Here is a 17,937-nt window from a genome sequence, read left to right as displayed (position 1 = left end):
CATGCTTCGTCTCGGATCATGAGCGTCACCATGACGCCCGATCCTGAACAATCACCCAAGGACGCGTCAGGCGCGAATCCGAACCGTCGCGATACCTCGCTTAACGCATCGTCGGGATAACGAAGGAGCTGTCGGCGTGCTCCAGCTCGCTGTCGGGCCAGCGGGCGGTGACGGTCTTGGTCTTGGTCCAGAAGCGGACGCCCTCCATGCCGTGCTGGTTGGTGTCGCCGAAGGCCGAGCGCTTCCAACCGCCGAAGGTGTGATAGGCGACCGGCACTGGGATCGGCACGTTGATGCCGACCATGCCGACGTTGACGCGGGCGGCGAAGTCGCGGGCCGCGCGGCCGTTCTGGGTGAAGATGGCGACGCCGTTGCCGTACTGGTGCTTGGACGCCAGCGACAGGGCGTCCTCGAAGCTGCCGGCGCGCACGATCTGCAGCACCGGGCCGAAGATCTCCTCCTTGTAGGACTCCATCTCCGGCTTGACGTGGTCGAACAGCGACGGGCCGACGAAATAGCCCTTCTCGTGGCCCTGCAGAGAGAAGCCACGACCGTCGACGACCAGTTCGGCGCCGTCCTTGACGCCCTGGTCGATCCAGCCCTCTACCCGGGCCTTATGCTGGGCCGTGACGACGGGCCCGTAGTGCGCCTTGTCGTCGGTCGAGACGCCGACGCGCAGCGTCTCGATCTCCTGGACCATGCGCTCGCGTAAGGTTTCGGCGGTCTTGTCGCCGACCGGCACCACCACCGGCAGGGCCATGCAGCGTTCGCCCGCGCTGCCGAATGCCGCGCCGGCCAGGTCCTTGATCACCTGATCCATATCGGCGTCGGGCAGGACGATGCCGTGGTTCTTGGCCCCGCCCATCGCCTGGACGCGCTTATGGTTGGCCGCGCCGGTCTGGTAGACATAGTGGGCGATGTCGGACGAGCCGACGAAGCTGACGGCGTGGATCTGCGGGTGGGTCAGGATCGCGTCGACCGCCGCCTTGTCGCCGTGGACGACGTTCAGCACGCCGGCGGGGGCCCCCGCCTCCATCATCAGCTCGGCCAGGCGCACCGGCACCGACGGATCGCGCTCGCTGGGCTTCAGGATGAAGGTGTTGCCGACCGCGATGGCCACGCCGAACATCCACATCGGGATCATGGCGGGGAAGTTGAACGGGGTGATGCCCGCCACCACGCCCAGCGGCTGGCGCATCGAATAGACGTCGATGCCGGGACCGGCGCCCCAGGTGTATTCGCCCTTCAGCGCGTGCGGGATGCCGCAGGCGAACTCGATGACCTCGAGGCCGCGTTGAATGTCGCCCTTGGAGTCGGCGATGACCTTGCCGTGCTCCGAGCTCAGCAGCTCGGCCAGCTCCTGCATATTGGCTTCGACCAGACGCTTGAACTCGAACATCACCCGCGCGCGGCGCTGGGGATTGGTCGAGGACCAGCCTTCGAAGGCGGCCTGTGCGGCCTGAACCGCGCGGTCCAGTTCGCTGTCGGTCGCCAGTTGAACCCGCGCCTGAACCTCGCCGGTGTTCGGATTGAACACGTCGCCGAACCGGCCCGAAGCGCCCGTGAACGCCGCGCCGTCGATGAAATGGGAAATATCGCGCATGAGCTGGGCCTTGATCCTGGAATTTCCGTTCTTGTCGTTGGCGCTCGGTTTAGCGCCCGGAACCCTGGGACGCCAGCGTCACAGAAGGCGCCGCAGCGCCTCGCTCGCCAGGCCGGGCTGGATCATGGGGAAGAAGTGGGTCGCGCCCGGCGGTCGCTCGACCGAAACCCGGGGCAGGCCCGCAGCGCACTTGGGCACACGGCAGGTCGAGTTGATCTCAGCGGCCAGGATGCGGACCGGCCCGCCGTATCGGCGCAGGGCGCGCCAGGGGTCGTGCGACTGGGCGGCGTAGTTGGACGCTTCCCACCGTGGCGCGCAGGCCAGAGCCAGGCCGTCGTCGGTCGGGATCAAGCCGTCCTCGACATAGTCGGCCAGCATCTGATCGGGCCACCCCTTGAAAGCGCCCCGCCCGGCGTAGGCGGCGCGGGCCTGTTCGGTGCTGTCGAAGCGGGCCCGCCGCTTCAGGGCGTTCAGATACAGCGGGATGCGACGCGGCAACTGACGCAGTCCCGGCAGTCCAAAGGCCAGGACCGCGCCGCGCGACCAGATGACCGGGTCGAACAGCGTCATGGCGCGCACACGCTCGCGCCGCTGGGCGGCGGCCAGAACGGCCGATGTGCCGCCCATCGAATGGCCGGCCAGCACCAGCGACGACGACCCGGCCTGATCGATCAGGGCCGCCAGGTCGTTGCCGTGGTCGTCCCAGCTCCAGCGGCCCTCGGGGTCTGCAGTCAGGGTCGTACGGCCGTGCCCGCGCAGGTCGGGCGCCCAGATGCGGCGGCCCTCGGCCAGCGGCGCCAGCAGGGTCGAATAGGTGCGGGCGTTGAATCCGTTGGCGTGGACGAAGATCAGGTCCACCGGCCGCGTCGGATCGCCCCATTCCAGGACCGCCATCTCGCCCGACCCGCGACCGTCCAGGGCGAACGACAGGCGACGCGGCGTCTCGACGCCCATCTCGTTATCCACGATCAGGCCGACAGGCTGCAGGCGTCGCACCGACCGTGCGCCTCGACGGTCGTGCGCTCCACAACGAAGCCGGCGGCCCGGGCTGCGGCGTCAAGAGCACTGTCGAACGGCGTAGCAAACTCGCGCGTCACGCCGCAGCAGTCGCAGATCAGAAAGGCCGCAGCGTGCGCCTGGTCGCCGCCGGCACAGGCCACATAGGCGCTGATGGAGGCAATGCGGTGCGCAAATCCCTGCTTCTCCAGGAAATCCAGGGCCCGATAGACGGTCGGAGGCTTGGCCGCTGTGCCGTCGGCCCCATAGCGAGCGATCAGATCGTAGGCCTTGACCGGCTCGCCTTCGGCCAACAGCAGTTCGAGCACCCGCCGCCGGGGCGGTGTCATCCGCTCGCCAAGCGTCGCGCAGCGCGCCTCGGCTGCAGCCAAGGCGCCTTCCAGCGCCGGACCTTGAAGTCCGTCGTGGTCGTGTTGGTGATCGCAACCAGAGCTCATCGCTGACAGCTAGGGCGTCCGAGCGCCTAGCGCAACGCACCGATTTGCCGCCGCCCTCGCCTTAGGCTAGAAGGCCCGCCTTCCGTTTCACCAGAGCCTATCATGACCGACACCACCGCCTCCGCCCAGGCCTCGGGCGACCTGTCCGGCAACGTCCTGTTTTACGACAAGCCGGAGCCGCTTTCCGTGGAGCTGCATGGCAAGCTGGGTGTCGATCCGGTCGAAAAACCGTATGGCTTTGTCGCCAAGTCCAACATTGTGCCGCTCACCGTCACCGAATTCGCTCCGGCCGCGTTGTCTTATCCGGTCATTTTCCTGGGCGACGAAAAACTTCCCGTCGCCGTGATGGGCCTGCGTCAGGACGACAACCTTTTTGTAGACTCCTCGGGTGAGTTCCGCAGCGACGCGTATATTCCCGCCTATGTCCGACGCTACCCCTTCGTTTTCGCCAACGATGACCAGCAGAAGCGGATGATCTTGTGCCTCGACCGTGCAGCACCCTTCATCAAGGAAGGGGGCCAGACCCCTCTGTTCGTCAATGGGCAACCCAGCGATTACACGAAGCAAGCGATGGAGTTCTGCAACAGCTTCGAGCAGGAGCGCCTGAGGACGGAGAGCTTCGTCATCCTTCTGATTGAGCTGGACCTGTTCCATGTCCGCGAAGCCTCCTTCACGCCGCGCAACCCCGACGGCACGGCTGGGCAACCCCAGAAGGTGGCCGAGTACTTCGCTGTCGATGAGGAAAAGCTGCGCGCCCTGCCGGCGGAAAAGCTGGCCGAACTGCGCGACAACGGCGCCCTGGGCCAGATCTACGCCCATCTGGTGTCGCTGGCCGGTTGGGATCGCCTGATCGCCATGGCCTTCCAGCGCGCCAACGCCATGCCAACGGCTGCGAACGCCTGATCGCAGGCTCATCTCAGGACGTGAATAAGGCCCGGCGGAGTGATCCGCCGGGCCTTTTGCATGAGGTTGCGGGGCCGGTCATGCCGGCCCCCGTGCGATCAGTTGACCGGGAAGCCGCGAACCCGCAGCAGGGCCGCCACATCCGGGTCGCGCCCGCGGAAGCGGCGATAGGCTTCGGCGCGGTCCGACGAGTTGCCTTCCGCCAGGATGATCTCCTTGTAGCGGCGGCCGATGTCCGGATTGAAGACGTCGCCCGACTCCTCGAAATAGGCCCAGGTGTCGGCGTCCATCACCTCGGACCAGAGGTAGGAGTAATAGCCCGCCGAATAGGCGTCCGAGGTGAAGAGGTGATTGAACTGCGGCAGGCGGTGCCGCATCACGATCTCCTTGGGCATGCCGTATTTGGCCAGGCTCTCGCGCTCGAAGGCCGCGATGTCGGTCGGCGGCGTGGCGCGGGTGTGCAGGTCCATGTCGACCAGGGCCGACGACAGATAGCTGACCGTAGCGTAGCCCTGATTAAAGGTTGAGGCCGCCTCGATGCGGTCGACTAGCTCCTGCGGCATCGGCTGACCGGTTTCGACGTGCTTCATGAAGCCGTCCAGGATCGGCCGGCTCAGCACCCAGTGCTCGTGCACCTGCGACGGATACTCAACATAGTCGCGCGGCGTGCCGGCGAGCGACGGATAGGTCACGCGCGACGACAGCGAGTGCAGGGCGTGGCCAAACTCGTGGAACAGGGTCTCGGCGTCGTCCAGCGAGATCAGCAGGGGTTGGCCAGCCTCGGCCTTGATGAAGTTGTTGTTGTTCGACGACAGAACGTTCTTGACGCCGTCATAGGTCGAATAGCTGCGGTAGGTCGTGGCCCAAGCCCCCGACCGCTTGCCTGCGCGTGCGAAGTCGTCGGAGTAGAAGAGGCCCACATGGGCGCCGTCGGGACCCCGGACCTCGAACACCTCGACGTCGGGATGGAAGACCGGGACGCTTCCGGCAGGGACCGGAGTGAAGGTGAAGCCGTACAAGCGCTCGGCCATGTAGAAGGCGCCCCGCTTGACCGCGTTCAACTCGAAATACGGCTTCAGGTCGTTCTGATCGAGGTCGTACTTCTGCTTCCGCACCTTCTCGGCGTAATAGAGGTAGTCCCAAGGCTCGATCTCGTGACCGGCGATGGCGCGCATGTCGGCCACTTCTTCGGTCACTCGGGCCTTGGCCGGCTCCCACACGCGCATCATCAACTCCATGGCCGCATCGGGCGTGCGCGCCATGGTGTCCTGCATGCGCAGCTCTGCATGGTGGCGATAGCCCAGCAGCTTGGCGCGCTGGTCCCGCAGGGCGACGATGCGCGCGATGTCGGCCTTGGTGTCGTTAGCGTCGCCGTTGTCGCCGCGCATGATGAACTTGCGCCAGACCTGCTCGCGCAGGCTGCGGTCGTCGGCGAACGTCAGGAACGGGTCCACGCTGGAGCGCGTGTTGACGATGACCCAGCCCTGCAGATTGCGGCTGCGCGCCGCAGCGGCGGCGGCGTTCTTATTGGAGGCCGGCAGGCCGGCGACGCCCGCCTCGTTGGGGATGACGGTCCAGGTGTTCTCGTCGGCCACGACCTTCTGGCTGAAGGCGGTAAAGAGGTTGGCGAGCTGAGTGTTGATCTCGCCGAGCTGGGCCTTCTTCTGAGCATCCAAGGCGGCGCCGCCGCGTACGAACTGATCGCGCGAGCGTTCGGCCACACGGCGCTGCTGGGCGGTCAGCCCGACGGTATTGTCGGCGACGGACTTGATGCGGGCGAACAGGGCCTCGTTGAAGGTGATCTCGTCGCCGGCCGCCGACTGAAGCGGCGAAACTTCGCGAGCAACGGCCTGGTAGTCGGCAGAGCCGATGTTGGAGGTCATGACGCCGAACAGCGCGTTGGCGCGGCTCAGAGGCTCGCCGGCCATCTGCATGGCGACGAACGTGTTGGCGAATGTCGCCGGCTCTGGATTGGCGGCGATGGCCTCATACTCGGCACGGCGAAGGGCGATCCCCTCGATGATGGCTTCGCGCAGCTTGTCGGCGGTGACGCGGTCCCACGGCGGGACGCCTTCATAGGGACCGGTCCAGACCTGCAGAAGCTCGGCGCGGGGCGTCTGGGTGGGAAGGACGGCGCGGGCGATGCGGGCGTCTTCGGCCAGGGTCGCTGCGTCGGGCGCGCCCGCCAGGCCTGAGCTTCCGGCCATCTGGCCTGTGGTGCCGCAAGCGGTCAGGGCCATCAGGCTGCCCCCCGCGATGAGAAGCTGGCGTCTGTGCATGGATCACTCCGTTCGAATGCAGAACTGGCTGCTACATAGTCACACAGTGGCGGCCCCGTCACCTTTCGGGCGCTTCAAGCGGGATCAGGCCCTCTCGTCAGGCCGCCGCATCCCCTCTAAGAGCTTGGCTCATGGCTATCGGCGTATTCGACTCTGGGGTGGGCGGGCTGACCGTTCACCGCGAACTGACCCGGCGGTTTCCCGGGCGAGACTTCGTCTATCTGGCGGATCAGGCCAATGCGCCTTACGGCGGGCTCGGAGGAGAGGAGATCGTCGAACTGACCCGTGCGGGATGCGCGCGTCTGTTCGATGCGGGCGCTTCGGTCGTGGTCCTGGCCTGCAACACGGCCTCCGCCATAGCGCTGCGTCGGCTTCAGCAAACCTGGGTCGCGGGCGAGCGGGATCGGCTGGGCCGCCCAGTCAATCTGCTGGGCATAATCGTTCCCACCATCGAGGCGGCCACCGGCTTGCCTTGGAGCTTTGAAGCGGAGCACGACGGCCGGCTGGATGGAGAGAAGAAGGCGGCCCTGGAGGTCACGGGCGTCTTTTGCACTGCGGCGACGGCCATCAGCCGGGTCTATGAGATAGAGATCGACAAACGGCGCGAAGACCTTGCCGTCTTCTGCGAGCCCTGCCCGGGCTTGGCGGGGCTGATCGAGCTCGGCGCCTCGACGGAGGAGTTGTCGGTCGTCGTGAACGAACATGTCGACGCCCTGCGTCGCCGGATCGGCCGTCATCCTGACAAGGCGATCCTTGGCTGCACCCACTATGAGATCGTCGCCGATCTGTTCGCCGCGGCCCTGCCGCCCACGACCACCGTGATCCATCAGCCCAGCGCCGTCGCCGAGGCTTTAGAGGCCTATTTCGAGCGCCACCCCGAGTATGATCTGGGAGAAACAGGACGAAGGGTGTTCCTGACCACCGGACAGCCGGGCCCCCAGAGCGATCGGGTCAGCCGGTTCTGGGGGGAGCCGCTCAGCTTGTCGGCGGCTTAGTCCCGAGTCGCGACCATCATGAAGTTGACGGCGGCGTCGGTGCTTTCGCTCCAGCGGTCGTTGATCAAATCATAGGCCAGTCCATAGGGGCCGTGCACGGCCAGCGGCTCTTGCGACAGCATCAGCCGGATCTCCTCGGGCTTGAGGAACTGGCGCCAGTCGTGGGTGCCCGCCGGGACCCAGCGCAGCACATACTCCGCCGCGACCTTGCCCAGGGCCAGCGAGCGCAGGGTGCGGTTCAGGGTGGCGACGATCAGCATTCCGCCCGGGGCGACCAGGCGCGAGGCGGTGCGGATGAAGGCCTCGGGGTCGGTGACGTGCTCGATGATCTCGAGCGCCAGCACGACGTCGAACGGCCCGGCGCCCTCGGCTTCGATCTGCTCTACGGTGGCGGCGCGATAGGCGATGTCCAGGCCGGTCTCGGCGGCGTGGGCGCGGGCGGTGCCGATGTTCTCGGAGGAGGCGTCCACGGCTGTGACGTCAAAGCCCATGCGCCGCATCGGCTCGGCCACCAGGCCGCCGCCGCAGCCGATGTCGATCAGCGAAAGGCCTTCGAACGGACGAAGCGCCCGGGCGTCGCGGCCGAAGCGGGCGCAGACCTGGTCTCGGATGAATGACAGACGGGCCGGATTGAACCGGTGCAGCGGCGCGAACGGCCCCCGCGCATCCCACCATTCGGCCGCCTGGGCCGAGAAGCGGGCCACGTCGGCGGGGTCGATCGAGGCGCCGGATGCGACGTCGGGCGAGCCTGCGCTCGGCGGGTCGGAAAAACCCTCCAGGCTTTGGGGTTTGCGCGCGGTGCGGCTGTCGTTAGAAGCGGCCATGGGCCGAGGGATGAACCCCCCGCGCCCTCCATGCAAGGCGGGAGTTTCGGGCCACGATGACGCGGCTGGTCATGAAGTTCGGCGGCACCTCGATGGGCGACCTCGAACGCATCCGTCGTGCGGCGCGCATCGTCGCGGCCGAGGCAGGGCGCGGGCGCCAGGTCGCCGTGGTGGTTTCGGCCATGGCGGGCAAGACCAATGAGCTGGTGGCCTGGACCGACGGCGCGGGCGCGCCCTCGGCCGGCGTGGCCCTGTCGGACGACGAATACGACGTGGTGGTGGCCTCGGGCGAGCAGGTGACCTCGGGGCTCCTGGCGCTGACGCTGCGCAACATGGGCTTCAAGGCGCGCAGCTGGATGGGCTGGCAGGTGCCGATCCTGACCGACGACGCCCATGGCAAGGCGCGCATCGAGGACATTCCCGGCGACCAGCTGGGCGCGGCCATGGATGCGGGCGAGATCGCGGTCATTCCGGGCTTCCAGGGCGTGACGCGGGATGGCCGGATCACCACCCTGGGCCGCGGCGGCTCCGACACCTCGGCGGTGGCGGCGGCGGCGGCGCTGGACTGCCCGTGCGACATCTACACCGACGTGGACGGCGTCTATACGACCGACCCGCGCATCGAGGCCAAGGCGCGCCGGCTGGAGCGCGTGTCCTACGAAGAGATGCTGGAAATGGCGTCGCTGGGGGCCAAGGTGCTGCAGACCCGCTCGGTCGAGCTGGCCATGGCCAAACAGGTGCCCGTGCGAGTGCTGTCCAGCTTCATCGAACCTGACGAATACGGAAATCTCCCGGCGGCCGCCGGCACCCTGATCTGCGACGAGGAGGAGATCGTGGAAAAACGCATCGTGTCCGGCGTGACCATGAGCCGAGACGAGGCCCGCATCGCCCTTCTGGGGCTGTCGGACCGCACCGACGCGCCCGCCGACGTCTTCACGCGGCTGGCCGAGGCGAACGTCAATGTGGACATGATCGTCCAGAGCCAGGCGCGCACCGAAGGCGCGGTCAATCTGACCTTCACCACCGGCCGCCGCGACGCCACGCGCGCCGCCGAACTGATGAAGGAGGCGCAGGGCCAGATCGGCTTCGAAGAGATCCGCGTCGACACCGACGTGGCCAAGGTCTCGGTCGTCGGCGTGGGCATGCGCAGCCATGCGGGCGTCGCCCAGACCATGTTCCGCGCCCTGGCCGACAAGGGGATCAAGTTCCAGGCCATCTCGACCTCGGAGATCAAGATCAGCGTGCTGATCGAGGACGCCTACGCCGAACTGGCCGTACGGGCCCTGCATTCGGCCTACGGCCTGGACGCGCTATAGGATGAAGCGGGGCGACGCGGTGTCGCCCGTCACGGGAGCGATCATGCCCAAGGGCGGCGGATTGACGACGAGGGGGCCCAGGAACCTCCTGCGCCAGATCCGCGAGGCGCTGGCCGGCGCCGCCGTGGGGCCTGGCGACAGCGCGCCCTCGGCCCAGGACCGCCTCGACATGGTGGTGCGGATCATCGCCCAGTCGATGGTCGCCGAGGTCTGCTCCATCTATCTGCGCCGCGCCTCGGGCGAGCTTGAGCTGTTCGCCACCCAGGGCCTGAATCCCGAGGCTGTTCACAACACCCGTCTGCGACCGGGCGAGGGCCTGGTGGGAGAGGTGGCCCGCCTCGCCCAGCCGGTCAGCCTGTCGGACGCGCCCAACCACCCCAGCTTCTCCTATCGCCCAGAGACGGGCGAGGACCCGTATCACGCCTTCCTGGGCGCCCCCCTGCTGCGTGGCGGCCGGGCCATCGGGGTTCTAGTCGTGCAGAACCGGGCCGAGCGTCGTTACGATGACGACGAGGTCGAGGACATCCAGACCATCGCCATGGTGCTGGCCGAGACGGTCGCCTCGGGCGAGCTGCTGGCGCAGGACGAACTGCGCGATGTCGAGGTGGCTCCGCATCGGCCAGAGCATATCCAGGGCCAGAGGTTCGCCGAGGGGCTCGCCTACGGCCAGGTCGTGCTGCATGAGGCTCCCCTGCCGCCCGAGCGGCTGCTGTCGGACGATCCGGTGCTGGAGGAAGACCGGCTGAAACTGGGCCTCGCCAACCTGAGGGCCAGCATCGACGCCATGCTGGACGGCGGGCAGGGCAAGCTGGCCGGGCCGTCGTTCGAGGTGCTGGAAACCTACCGCATGTTCGCCGACGACCGGGGCTGGAACCGGTCACTGGAGGAGGCGGTGCGCAGCGGTCTGACGGCCGAGGCCGCGGTTGATCGGGTGCGCAACGAACACCGCGCCCGCTTCGCCCAGGCGCGCGATCCCTACATCCGCGAGCGGCTGCACGACTTCGAGGATCTGGCCAATCGGCTGCTGCGCGTGCTGGCGGGCGACAAGCCGGGCGAGCGTGACCTGCCCGACGACGCCATCCTGGTGGCGCGCAACCTGGGACCGGCGGACCTGCTGGAATACCCCCGCGCCAAACTGCGCGGCCTGTTGCTGGAAGAGGGCTCGGCCGCCAGCCACGCCGCCATCGTGGCGCGCGCGCTGCAGATTCCGTGCGTCGGCCGTCTGGCAGGCGTGCGCGATCGGCTGAGCGAGGGCGACCTGGTCATCGCCGACGGCGAGACCGGCGAGGCCTATCTGCGGCCCCGCCCGGACATGCTGGCGGCGGTGCAGAGCCGCATGGCCGTGCGAAGCCAGCGTCAGGCCGAGTTCGCCCTGCTGCGCGATACGCCGGCCGTGACCACCGACGGCACGCGCATCACGCTGCTGACCAACGCCGGTCTGGCGGTGGACCTCGAGAATCTGGATCTGACGGGGGCCGAGGGCATCGGCCTGTTCCGCACCGAGTTCCAGTTCATGGTCTCCGACGAACTGCCCCGCCTGACGGCGCAGACGGCGCTGTACCGGCTGGTCATGGACGCCGCGGGCGACCGGCCAGTGGTGTTCCGCACCCTGGACATCGGCGGCGACAAGGTGCTGCCCTATCTGGACAACGAACGCGAAGAGAACCCCGCGCTGGGCCGTCGCGCCATCCGTCTGGGCCTGGATCGCCCGGCCCTGCTGAGACTGCAGATTCGCGCCTTGCTGGCGGCGGCGGCGGGCCGCGAACTGCGCATCATGTTCCCGATGATCGCGACGGTGGACGAGTTCCGCGCCGCGCGCGAGTTGGTGGACGTCGAGTGCGACTGGGCCCGGCGGCGCGGTCGGCCTCTGCCGGGCCTGTTGCGCGTGGGGGCCATGATCGAATGCCCCTCGGTGTTGTGGCACCTGGACGCCCTGCTGCCGCTGACCGACTTCGTCTCGGTCGGGACCAACGACCTCTTCCAGTACATGTACGCCGCCGACCGGACCAATCCGCTGGTGTCGGACCGCTACGACCCGCTGTCGCCGCCGGCGCTCAGGGCCTTGCAGGCGATCCAGAAGGCCTGCGCGGACACCGGCACGCCGGCCTCGGTCTGCGGCGAGCTGGCCGGCCGGCCGCTGGAGGCCTTCGCCCTGATCGCCCTGGGCTTCACCCGCCTGTCGGCGCCGGCCGGCGGCGTGGGTCCGGTCAAGCGCATGATCCTGTCGGCCGATCTGACCGCAGCGCGGCGCGGCATGGCGGGCCTGCTGTTATCATCCGCCGGTTCGGTGAGGGGCGAGATCGAATCGTTGGCGCGCAAACTGAACGTGGCCCTGTAGGTCGTGGCTATGCTGACGGGCGTCGCCATCCATGATCTGCTCGATCAGGCCGAGACGCTGGGCGAAGCTCTGCGTGAGGCGCGCGAGCGCTCGGGCTACAGCCTTCAGCAGTTCGAAGCGCACACGCGGGTTCACCGTCGACATCTGGCGGCTCTTGAGCAAAACCAATGGTCGGCGCTCCCCTCGCGCATTTTCGCGATCGGCTATGTTCGAGCTTACGCCCAAGCCCTGGGGTTGGACGAACATCACGCGGTCGAGCGGCTGAAGCGCGAAAGCCCTGACAGCACGGTGCCGCTGCAGGCGCCGACAGGAGTGGATTTTCAGGAGATGCGGCGGCGCTCGCCGCGCATCGTGGCCGCCGTGGTGGTCCTCGTCCTCGCTGTGGTCGTGTGGAATGTGGTGGTGCGAGTGGCCAGGTTGGATGCGCCGCATCCCTCGGCCATCACTCAGACGCCGGAGGATTGGGCCGAGATGGCAGACGCCGAAAGGGCCATCACCCTGGGCGCTCCCTTGCCGGCGCCGCCTGACCAGACAACGCCGGAAATGTACATCACCCCGGGCCTGGAAGCCGAGCTTTCGGGCGTGGATCCTGAGGACGCCTCGGCCATGGCCGCTGCGGTCGCGGTGAATGCCCCGCCTGTGCAGCGAGCCTTCAATCCTCGCGGGGCTGTGTACGGGGCGCCCGCCAATGCTTCACGTGTCATCCTGCAGGCCAGGAAGCCGACGACGCTTGTCGTCCGCATCAGCGACAGCCGCGTTCTGTTCGCCCGCGCCATGGCGGAAGGCGACAGCTGGAGAGCCCCTTTGGCCACCGCCGCGACCATCGACGTTCCCGAGGTGGAGGCCTTCGATCTGTACCTCAATGGAGAGCACGCGGGACATCTCGCCCGCCCCGTCATGCCGCTGGCTCAGCTGAACGCCCAGGCCGAAGCGGCGGCCCGTCAGGCCGAGGTGCGCCAAGCCGCCAGGCTCGAGGCGCAGCGCGCGCAGGCCGCAGCGGCGCAAACGCCGGTTCAGCCGCCGCCCGAAGCTTGAGCGCTCACCCCCAACGAACTCGGCCCCCGGATTTCTCCGGGGGCCGTTGTCGTTCTGGTCTGACCTGGGGTGTTTTAGGCCAGGATCTTGGAGACCACGCCGGCGCCGACGGTGCGGCCGCCTTCGCGGATGGCGAAGCGCAGCTTCTCTTCCATGGCGATCGGGGTGATCAGCTCGACGGTCAGCTCGGCGTTGTCGCCGGGCATGATCATCTCGACACCTTCCTTGAGGTGCACGATGCCGGTCACGTCCGTGGTGCGGAAGTAGAACTGCGGACGGTAGTTGGTGAAGAACGGGGTGTGACGGCCGCCCTCTTCCTTGGTCAGGATGTAGGCCTCGGCCAGGAACTTGGTGTGCGGGGTGATCGAACCCGGCTTGCACAGCACCTGGCCGCGCTCGACGTCCTCGCGCTTGGTGCCGCGCAGCAGCACGCCGACGTTGTCGCCCGCCTGACCCTGGTCCAGCAGCTTGCGGAACATCTCGACGCCCGTGCAGGTCGTCTTCTGAACCGGACGGATGCCGACGATCTCGACTTCCTCGCCGACCTTGACGATGCCGCGCTCGACACGGCCGGTCACCACGGTGCCGCGGCCCGAGATCGAGAAGACGTCTTCCACCGGCATCAGGAACGGCAGGTCCACCGGACGCTCCGGCTGCGGGATGTAGGCGTCAACCGTCTGCATCAGCTCCAGGATGCGCTGCTCGCCGATCTCCGGGTTCACGCCGTCGGTCGCGGCCTTGGCCGAGCCCTTGGTGATCGGAATGTCGTCGCCCGGGAACTGGTACGACGAAAGCAGCTCGCGCACTTCCATCTCGACCAGCTCGAGCAGTTCCTCGTCGTCGACCAGGTCCACCTTGTTCATGAACACGACCAGGGCCGGCACGCCGACCTGACGGGCCAGCAGAATGTGCTCGCGGGTCTGCGGCATCGGGCCGTCGGCGGCCGAAACCACCAGGATCGCGCCGTCCATCTGCGCCGCGCCGGTGATCATGTTCTTCACATAGTCGGCGTGGCCGGGGCAGTCGACGTGGGCGTAGTGGCGGTTCTCGGTCTCGTACTCGACGTGCGCCGTGTTGATCGTGATGCCGCGCGCCTTCTCTTCCGGCGCCGCGTCGATGTCGGCGTAGTTCTTGGCCACCGCGCCGCCCGTCTTGGCCAGCGTCATCGTGATCGCCGCCGTCAGCGTCGTCTTGCCATGGTCAACGTGACCAATCGTGCCGATGTTGCAGTGCGGCTTGTTACGTTCGAACTTTTCCTTGGCCATGGCCAAACTCCTTAATGGCCCGGGTCCGTTCGTCGGATGGGCGTCATGCTCATCAAAAACCTGGAGCGGGTAGACGGGATCGAACCGACATCCTCAGCTTGGAAGGCTGCTGCACTACCATTGTGCTATACCCGCGCAGAAAGAACGAAAGGACCGCTGCCGGCCTGACGTTCCGCTCCTCAGTGCGGCCTCGCCCGGAGCCGTGTTCGAAAAGGCGCGTGGTGGGGGAAGCAGGACTCGAACCTGCGAAGCTTACGCAGCGGATTTACAGTCCGCCCCCTTTGCCGCTCGGGACATTCCCCCGCGCGCCTTTTTCAACACCGTTCCAAGGCTGAACCGACGGTCGAAGCGACCGTTCGGAACAAAAACCTTCGCTGTCGAACGCGCCTGTAATAGAGGGGTGCGCCTGACCCGAAGGCCCTGGGGCCCCAAATCGGAGGGCGTCTTATAGTGTCGTCGAACCGCGAACGCAACGACCGGAAAACCGGTAAAAAGCAGGGCTTCCAGAAGCGGCCGGAAGGCCGTCCGGACCGGCCCGGTCAGGGCTCCCGCGCGGCTGAAGCCGCGCCGCGCGCCGGGCGGACCAAGCCCGAGGGCGACAACTTTCTGTGGGGCCGCCATCCGGTGCTGGCGGCCCTGGCCAATCCTGCGCGGCGCGGCATGGGCCGGTTGATGGCGACCGAGGAGCGGGCCGCCGAGATCGAGCGCGACGGCCTGGCTCACGGCCACCGCATCGAAGTCGTGGACGTCCAGGCCCTGACCCGGCTGCTGCCCGCCGGCGCCGTGCATCAGGGCTTGGCCTTCAAGGTTCAGCCGCTGGAGGGCGTGGATTTGCGCGACCTGGCCGAACCGGCTGAAGGGTTGATCGTCATGCTGGACCAGCTGACCGATCCTCAGAACGTCGGCGCCATTTTTCGTTCGGCCTTGGCCTTCGGCGCGCGCGGCATCGTGGTTCAGGACAGGCACGCCCCGGCCCTGGCCGGCGCTCTGGCCAAGGCGGCCGTCGGCGCGACCGAGCGCCTGCCCCACGCTCGCGTCACCAATCTGAGCCGTGCGCTTGAGACCCTGGCCGAACACGGCTGGCGCGCCGTGGGCCTGGACGGCGATGCGGAGCACACGCTGGAGCAGGCGCTGGATCATCGCCCCACTGTGTTGGTCATGGGCTCGGAGGGCGACGGGGTGCGCAGGCTGGTGGCCGAGCACTGCGAGGTGATGGCCAGGATCCCGATGCCGGGCGGCTTTGAAAGCCTGAACGTCTCCAACGCCGCCGCCGTGGCGCTGTATGAGGCGGCGCGGGCGCAGGGGCGCAAGCCTGCCGGTTGACAGATTGACGCAGGGCCGGCGCACGCCTAAGGCGCCGATATGGACGCCCTGCTGACCCCCGAACTTCTCAGCCAGCTCTCGGCCCTGGCCAAGGTTCTGATGATCGACCTTGTCCTGGCGGGCGACAACGCCGTCGCCGTCGGCCTGGCCGCCGCCGCCCTGCCGGCCGAGCAGCGCCGAAAGGCGATCCTGATCGGCCTGGCGGCCGCCGTCGTCATGCGCATCGGCCTGGCCCTGATCACGGTGCAGCTGCTGGCTGTCGTCGGCCTGCTGATGGCGGGCGGCTTCCTGCTGCTGTGGGTGTGCTGGAAGATGTGGCGCGAGCTGCGCGAGCAGGCGACCCACGACCAGGCCGAGGCCCAGGCCGAACTGGAGCTGGCCCAGTCGATCGAACACGGCAGGGGGCCCAGCCCCGAAGCTCTGGGCCTGAAGCGCAAGACGTTCGGCGCGGCCCTGGTTCAGATCATGATCGCCGACCTGACCATGAGCCTGGACAATGTTCTGGCTGTCGCCGGGGCGGCCCACGACCATCCCTGGATCATGGTCTTCGGCCTTGTTCTGTCGATCGCCCTGATGGGTCTGGCGGCGACCTTCATCGCCAAGCTTCTGAACCGGCACCGCTGGATCGCCTACATCGGCCTCGTCATCGTGCTGTACGTCGCGCTGCACATGATCTGGGACGGCTATCGCTCTGTCGTGGTGCGCACCGAGAATGTCGACGCCCACAATCGGGTCGTTCCAGCCTTCATGGCCATCGGCGCCGACGAAATGGCCAAGCATTGGCGGGGTGTTCGAACCGAGGGCAGCGCCCTGCCGGCTCCGCCGACGCCGCTGGCGGAGACGCCTGCGGCCTGACAGGCCTGCAGGCATCTCTCAGGCCTCAGGCCTCCGCGCCACCGAACCGTTCCGACCATTCGGCCACCTGGACGTCCTCGATCTTTGCGAACAGCACCGAGGGCGCCGAAACCGCCTGGCCGGGCTGGACCGCCTGGGTCCAGTCGTCGCCGGCGGAGGGCCAAGACAGGTCGGCCGCGCCCACGGTTTGAGCGATGCGGCCCGCCGTCTCGGGCATGACGGGCGCCGCCAGACGGGCGAACAGGGCGACCAGGTTCAGGCCGGTGCGCACGCCCACCGCCGCGCGGTCGCGGTCGGTCTTCAGCGCGGTCCAGGGGGCGGCTTCCTGCAGATACTCGTTTCCCAGCACCCAGACGGCGCGCAGCGCCTGGCAGGCCTTCCTGAACTCCATCGCCTCGAACTGGGCCGTGGCCTCGGCGATCCCGGCCGAGACATCGGCCAGCAGTTTCGCCTCGACCGGCCCGGGTTCTCCGCCCTCGGGCACGACGCCGTCGAACTTGGATTCCGTGAACTTGACGATCCGGTTGACGAAGTTGCCCAGCACGTCGGCCAGGTCCTTGTTCGTCGTCGACTGGAACTGCTCCCAGGTGAAGGCCGCGTCGGAGTGTTCGGGACCATAGGCCGTCAGGTGCCACCGCCACACATCGGCGGGCGCGATGTCCAGCGCCTGGTCCATGAAGACGCCGCGCTTCATCGAGGTCGAGAACTTGCCGCCGTACCAGTTCAGCCAGTTGAAGGCCTTGAGCTGGTCCACCGTCTTCCACGGCTCGCCCGAGCCGAGGATGGTGGCGGGGAAGCTGACGGTGTGGAAGGCGACATTGTCCTTGCCCATGAACTGGACATAGCGGACGTCCTCGCCGCCCTCGTCGGTGCGCCACCAGTCGCGCCAGGTCCGGCCGTTCGCTTCGGCCCATTCCTCGGTCGCGCCGATGTATTCGATGGGGGCGTCAAACCAGACGTAGAAGACCTTGCCCTCCATGCCCGGGCGCGGACCGCCGTCGGGCCCGACCACCGGCACGCCCCATTTCAGGTCGCGCGTGATGCCGCGGTCGATCAGGCCTTCGTCCAGATGCTTGTAGGCGATCGACTTGGCCAGCGGCTGCCAGTCCTTCGATCCCACCCAGGCGCGAATGTCGTCCGCCACCTTGGTCTGCAGCAGATACAGGTGGCGTGTGTCGCGCACCTCCAGATCCCGGCTGCCCGAGACGGCGGAATAGGGCTCGATCAGATCGGTCGGGTCCAGCAGCCGCCCGCAGTTGTCGCACTGATCGCCGCGCGCCTTTTCATAGGCGCAGTGCGGGCAGGTGCCCTCGACATAGCGGTCGGGCAGGAAGCGCGCGTCGGCGACGGAATAGATCATCCGGTCGACCCGCTCCTCGATCAGGCCGCGTTCCTCCAGAACCTTGGCGAAGTGCTGGGTCAGGCGGCGGTTGGCGTCGGACGAAGAGCGGCCGAACCAGTCGTAGGAGAGGGCGAAGGCCTCGCCGGCCGCCTTCTGGACCTGGTGCTGCTCGTCGCAATAGGCGCGCACGTCCTGACCGGCGGCGGCGGCGGCCAGCTCGGCCGGGGTGCCGTGCTCGTCGGTGGCGCAGATGTAGAGCACCTCATGGCGGCTCCCATCAGGAAGAATCTGGGCGCGCTTGAAGCGGCTCCAGACATCGGCCGGCAGCATGGAGCCCGCCAGATTGCCCAGGTGCTTGACGCCGTTGATGTACGGCAGGGCGGAGGTGACGAGGATGCGGGCCAT

The 17,937-nt window shown here is 67.7% G+C and carries 14 protein-coding genes and 2 tRNA genes; 7 read left to right on the top strand and 9 right to left on the bottom strand.

Annotated elements, in window-relative coordinates; genetic code table 11:
• Nucleotides 1-100 precede the first annotated feature (100 nt).
• The 3 genes from E4M01_RS02015 to E4M01_RS02005 form a co-directional block, all read right to left on the bottom strand.
• A complete protein-coding gene (locus E4M01_RS02015; RefSeq protein WP_135062618.1) occupies nucleotides 101-1,603 on the bottom strand; it encodes a CoA-acylating methylmalonate-semialdehyde dehydrogenase in 1,503 nt (500 codons plus the stop codon).
• Nucleotides 1,604-1,681: 78 nt separating this feature from the next.
• Nucleotides 1,682-2,599, bottom strand: coding sequence for an alpha/beta fold hydrolase (locus tag E4M01_RS02010; RefSeq protein ID WP_245158201.1), 918 nt, complete (start codon nucleotides 2,597-2,599; stop codon nucleotides 1,682-1,684).
• Entirely contained in the window at nucleotides 2,572-3,057 is a 486-nt protein-coding gene (locus E4M01_RS02005; RefSeq protein ID WP_135062620.1) for a Fur family transcriptional regulator, read from the bottom strand. The genes E4M01_RS02010 and E4M01_RS02005 overlap by 28 nt, the downstream gene beginning before the upstream one ends.
• Before the next feature lie 102 nt (nucleotides 3,058-3,159).
• Between E4M01_RS02005 and E4M01_RS02000 the strand changes: the two genes are divergently transcribed.
• Nucleotides 3,160-3,960, top strand: coding sequence for a SapC family protein (locus E4M01_RS02000; RefSeq protein WP_135062622.1), 801 nt, complete (start codon nucleotides 3,160-3,162; stop codon nucleotides 3,958-3,960).
• Nucleotides 3,961-4,058: 98 nt separating this feature from the next.
• On the opposite strand, the gene E4M01_RS01995 is transcribed toward E4M01_RS02000, so the two are convergent.
• Nucleotides 4,059-6,239, bottom strand: coding sequence for a M3 family metallopeptidase (locus tag E4M01_RS01995; RefSeq protein WP_135062624.1), 2,181 nt, complete (start codon nucleotides 6,237-6,239; stop codon nucleotides 4,059-4,061).
• Nucleotides 6,240-6,370: 131 nt separating this feature from the next.
• On the opposite strand from E4M01_RS01995, the gene E4M01_RS01990 reads away from it, so the two are divergent.
• A complete protein-coding gene (locus E4M01_RS01990) occupies nucleotides 6,371-7,234 on the top strand; it encodes a glutamate racemase (RefSeq protein ID WP_135062626.1) in 864 nt (287 codons plus the stop codon).
• Here E4M01_RS01990 and ubiG read toward each other — a convergent pair.
• Nucleotides 7,231-8,058 (bottom strand): bifunctional 2-polyprenyl-6-hydroxyphenol methylase/3-demethylubiquinol 3-O-methyltransferase UbiG, encoded by an 828-nt coding sequence (ubiG, locus tag E4M01_RS01985; protein ID WP_135062628.1) that lies wholly within the window; start codon nucleotides 8,056-8,058, stop codon nucleotides 7,231-7,233. The two genes, E4M01_RS01990 and ubiG, sit on opposite strands and share 4 nt — an antisense overlap.
• A 56-nt stretch (nucleotides 8,059-8,114) precedes the next feature.
• Between ubiG and E4M01_RS01980 the strand changes: the two genes are divergently transcribed.
• From E4M01_RS01980 to E4M01_RS01970, 3 genes are read left to right on the top strand one after another with little or no spacing between them, the layout of a single operon-like run.
• Complete coding sequence (locus tag E4M01_RS01980) at nucleotides 8,115-9,374, top strand: aspartate kinase (RefSeq protein WP_135062630.1); 1,260 nt, start codon at nucleotides 8,115-8,117, stop codon at nucleotides 9,372-9,374.
• Between the two features lie 43 nt (nucleotides 9,375-9,417).
• Nucleotides 9,418-11,712: a phosphoenolpyruvate--protein phosphotransferase gene (gene ptsP / locus E4M01_RS01975; protein WP_135062799.1), complete on the top strand. Its 2,295-nt coding sequence runs from the start codon at nucleotides 9,418-9,420 to the stop codon at nucleotides 11,710-11,712.
• A 9-nt stretch (nucleotides 11,713-11,721) separates the two neighbouring features.
• Nucleotides 11,722-12,747, top strand: coding sequence for a RodZ family helix-turn-helix domain-containing protein (locus E4M01_RS01970; RefSeq protein WP_135062632.1), 1,026 nt, complete (start codon nucleotides 11,722-11,724; stop codon nucleotides 12,745-12,747).
• Between the two features lie 74 nt (nucleotides 12,748-12,821).
• On the opposite strand, the gene tuf is transcribed toward E4M01_RS01970, so the two are convergent.
• The 3 genes from tuf to E4M01_RS01955 form a co-directional block, all read right to left on the bottom strand.
• Nucleotides 12,822-14,012: an elongation factor Tu gene (gene tuf / locus E4M01_RS01965; RefSeq protein ID WP_135067176.1), complete on the bottom strand. Its 1,191-nt coding sequence runs from the start codon at nucleotides 14,010-14,012 to the stop codon at nucleotides 12,822-12,824.
• A gap of 61 nt (nucleotides 14,013-14,073) precedes the next feature.
• Nucleotides 14,074-14,147, bottom strand: a tRNA-Gly gene (locus E4M01_RS01960).
• Nucleotides 14,148-14,231: 84 nt separating this feature from the next.
• A tRNA-Tyr gene (locus tag E4M01_RS01955) sits at nucleotides 14,232-14,315 on the bottom strand.
• Between the two features lie 147 nt (nucleotides 14,316-14,462).
• On the opposite strand from E4M01_RS01955, the gene rlmB reads away from it, so the two are divergent.
• Both rlmB and E4M01_RS01945 read left to right on the top strand, forming a co-directional pair.
• Complete coding sequence (rlmB, locus tag E4M01_RS01950; protein ID WP_135066637.1) at nucleotides 14,463-15,335, top strand: 23S rRNA (guanosine(2251)-2'-O)-methyltransferase RlmB; 873 nt, start codon at nucleotides 14,463-14,465, stop codon at nucleotides 15,333-15,335.
• A 39-nt stretch (nucleotides 15,336-15,374) separates the two neighbouring features.
• The gene (locus E4M01_RS01945) at nucleotides 15,375-16,190 is read left to right on the top strand and encodes a TerC family protein (protein WP_135066634.1); all 816 of its coding nucleotides are present in this window, start codon (nucleotides 15,375-15,377) and stop codon (nucleotides 16,188-16,190) included.
• A 25-nt stretch (nucleotides 16,191-16,215) separates the two neighbouring features.
• Here the strand turns inward: E4M01_RS01945 and metG are convergent, their stop codons facing one another.
• Nucleotides 16,216-17,937 (bottom strand): methionine--tRNA ligase, encoded by a 1,722-nt coding sequence (gene metG / locus E4M01_RS01940; protein WP_135066632.1) that lies wholly within the window; start codon nucleotides 17,935-17,937, stop codon nucleotides 16,216-16,218.

The sequence above is a fragment of the Brevundimonas sp. MF30-B genome, assembly GCF_004683885.1.
Lineage (GTDB): Bacteria > Pseudomonadota > Alphaproteobacteria > Caulobacterales > Caulobacteraceae > Brevundimonas.
The sequence above is the reverse complement of the archived record's forward strand: the minus strand, read 5'-3'. Positions and strand labels throughout refer to the sequence as shown.

What these genes read in the sequence shown, in the direction of transcription:
- E4M01_RS02015 (WP_135062618.1), bottom strand. Translation starts at nt 1,603, where the DNA reads ATGCGCGATATTTCCCATTTCATCGACGGCGCGGCGTTCACGGGCGCT.
- E4M01_RS01980 (WP_135062630.1), top strand. Translation starts at nt 8,115, where the DNA reads ATGACGCGGCTGGTCATGAAGTTCGGCGGCACCTCGATGGGCGACCTC.
- E4M01_RS01990 (WP_135062626.1), top strand. Translation starts at nt 6,371, where the DNA reads ATGGCTATCGGCGTATTCGACTCTGGGGTGGGCGGGCTGACCGTTCAC.
- E4M01_RS01970 (WP_135062632.1), top strand. Translation starts at nt 11,722, where the DNA reads ATGCTGACGGGCGTCGCCATCCATGATCTGCTCGATCAGGCCGAGACG.
- E4M01_RS01945 (WP_135066634.1), top strand. Translation starts at nt 15,375, where the DNA reads ATGGACGCCCTGCTGACCCCCGAACTTCTCAGCCAGCTCTCGGCCCTG.
- E4M01_RS01995 (WP_135062624.1), bottom strand. Translation starts at nt 6,239, where the DNA reads ATGCACAGACGCCAGCTTCTCATCGCGGGGGGCAGCCTGATGGCCCTG.
- ubiG (WP_135062628.1), bottom strand. Translation starts at nt 8,058, where the DNA reads ATGGCCGCTTCTAACGACAGCCGCACCGCGCGCAAACCCCAAAGCCTG.
- ptsP (WP_135062799.1), top strand. Translation starts at nt 9,418, where the DNA reads ATGCCCAAGGGCGGCGGATTGACGACGAGGGGGCCCAGGAACCTCCTG.
- metG (WP_135066632.1), bottom strand. Translation starts at nt 17,937, where the DNA reads ATGGCCCGCATCCTCGTCACCTCCGCCCTGCCGTACATCAACGGCGTC.
- tuf (WP_135067176.1), bottom strand. Translation starts at nt 14,012, where the DNA reads ATGGCCAAGGAAAAGTTCGAACGTAACAAGCCGCACTGCAACATCGGC.
- E4M01_RS02000 (WP_135062622.1), top strand. Translation starts at nt 3,160, where the DNA reads ATGACCGACACCACCGCCTCCGCCCAGGCCTCGGGCGACCTGTCCGGC.
- E4M01_RS02005 (WP_135062620.1), bottom strand. Translation starts at nt 3,057, where the DNA reads ATGAGCTCTGGTTGCGATCACCAACACGACCACGACGGACTTCAAGGT.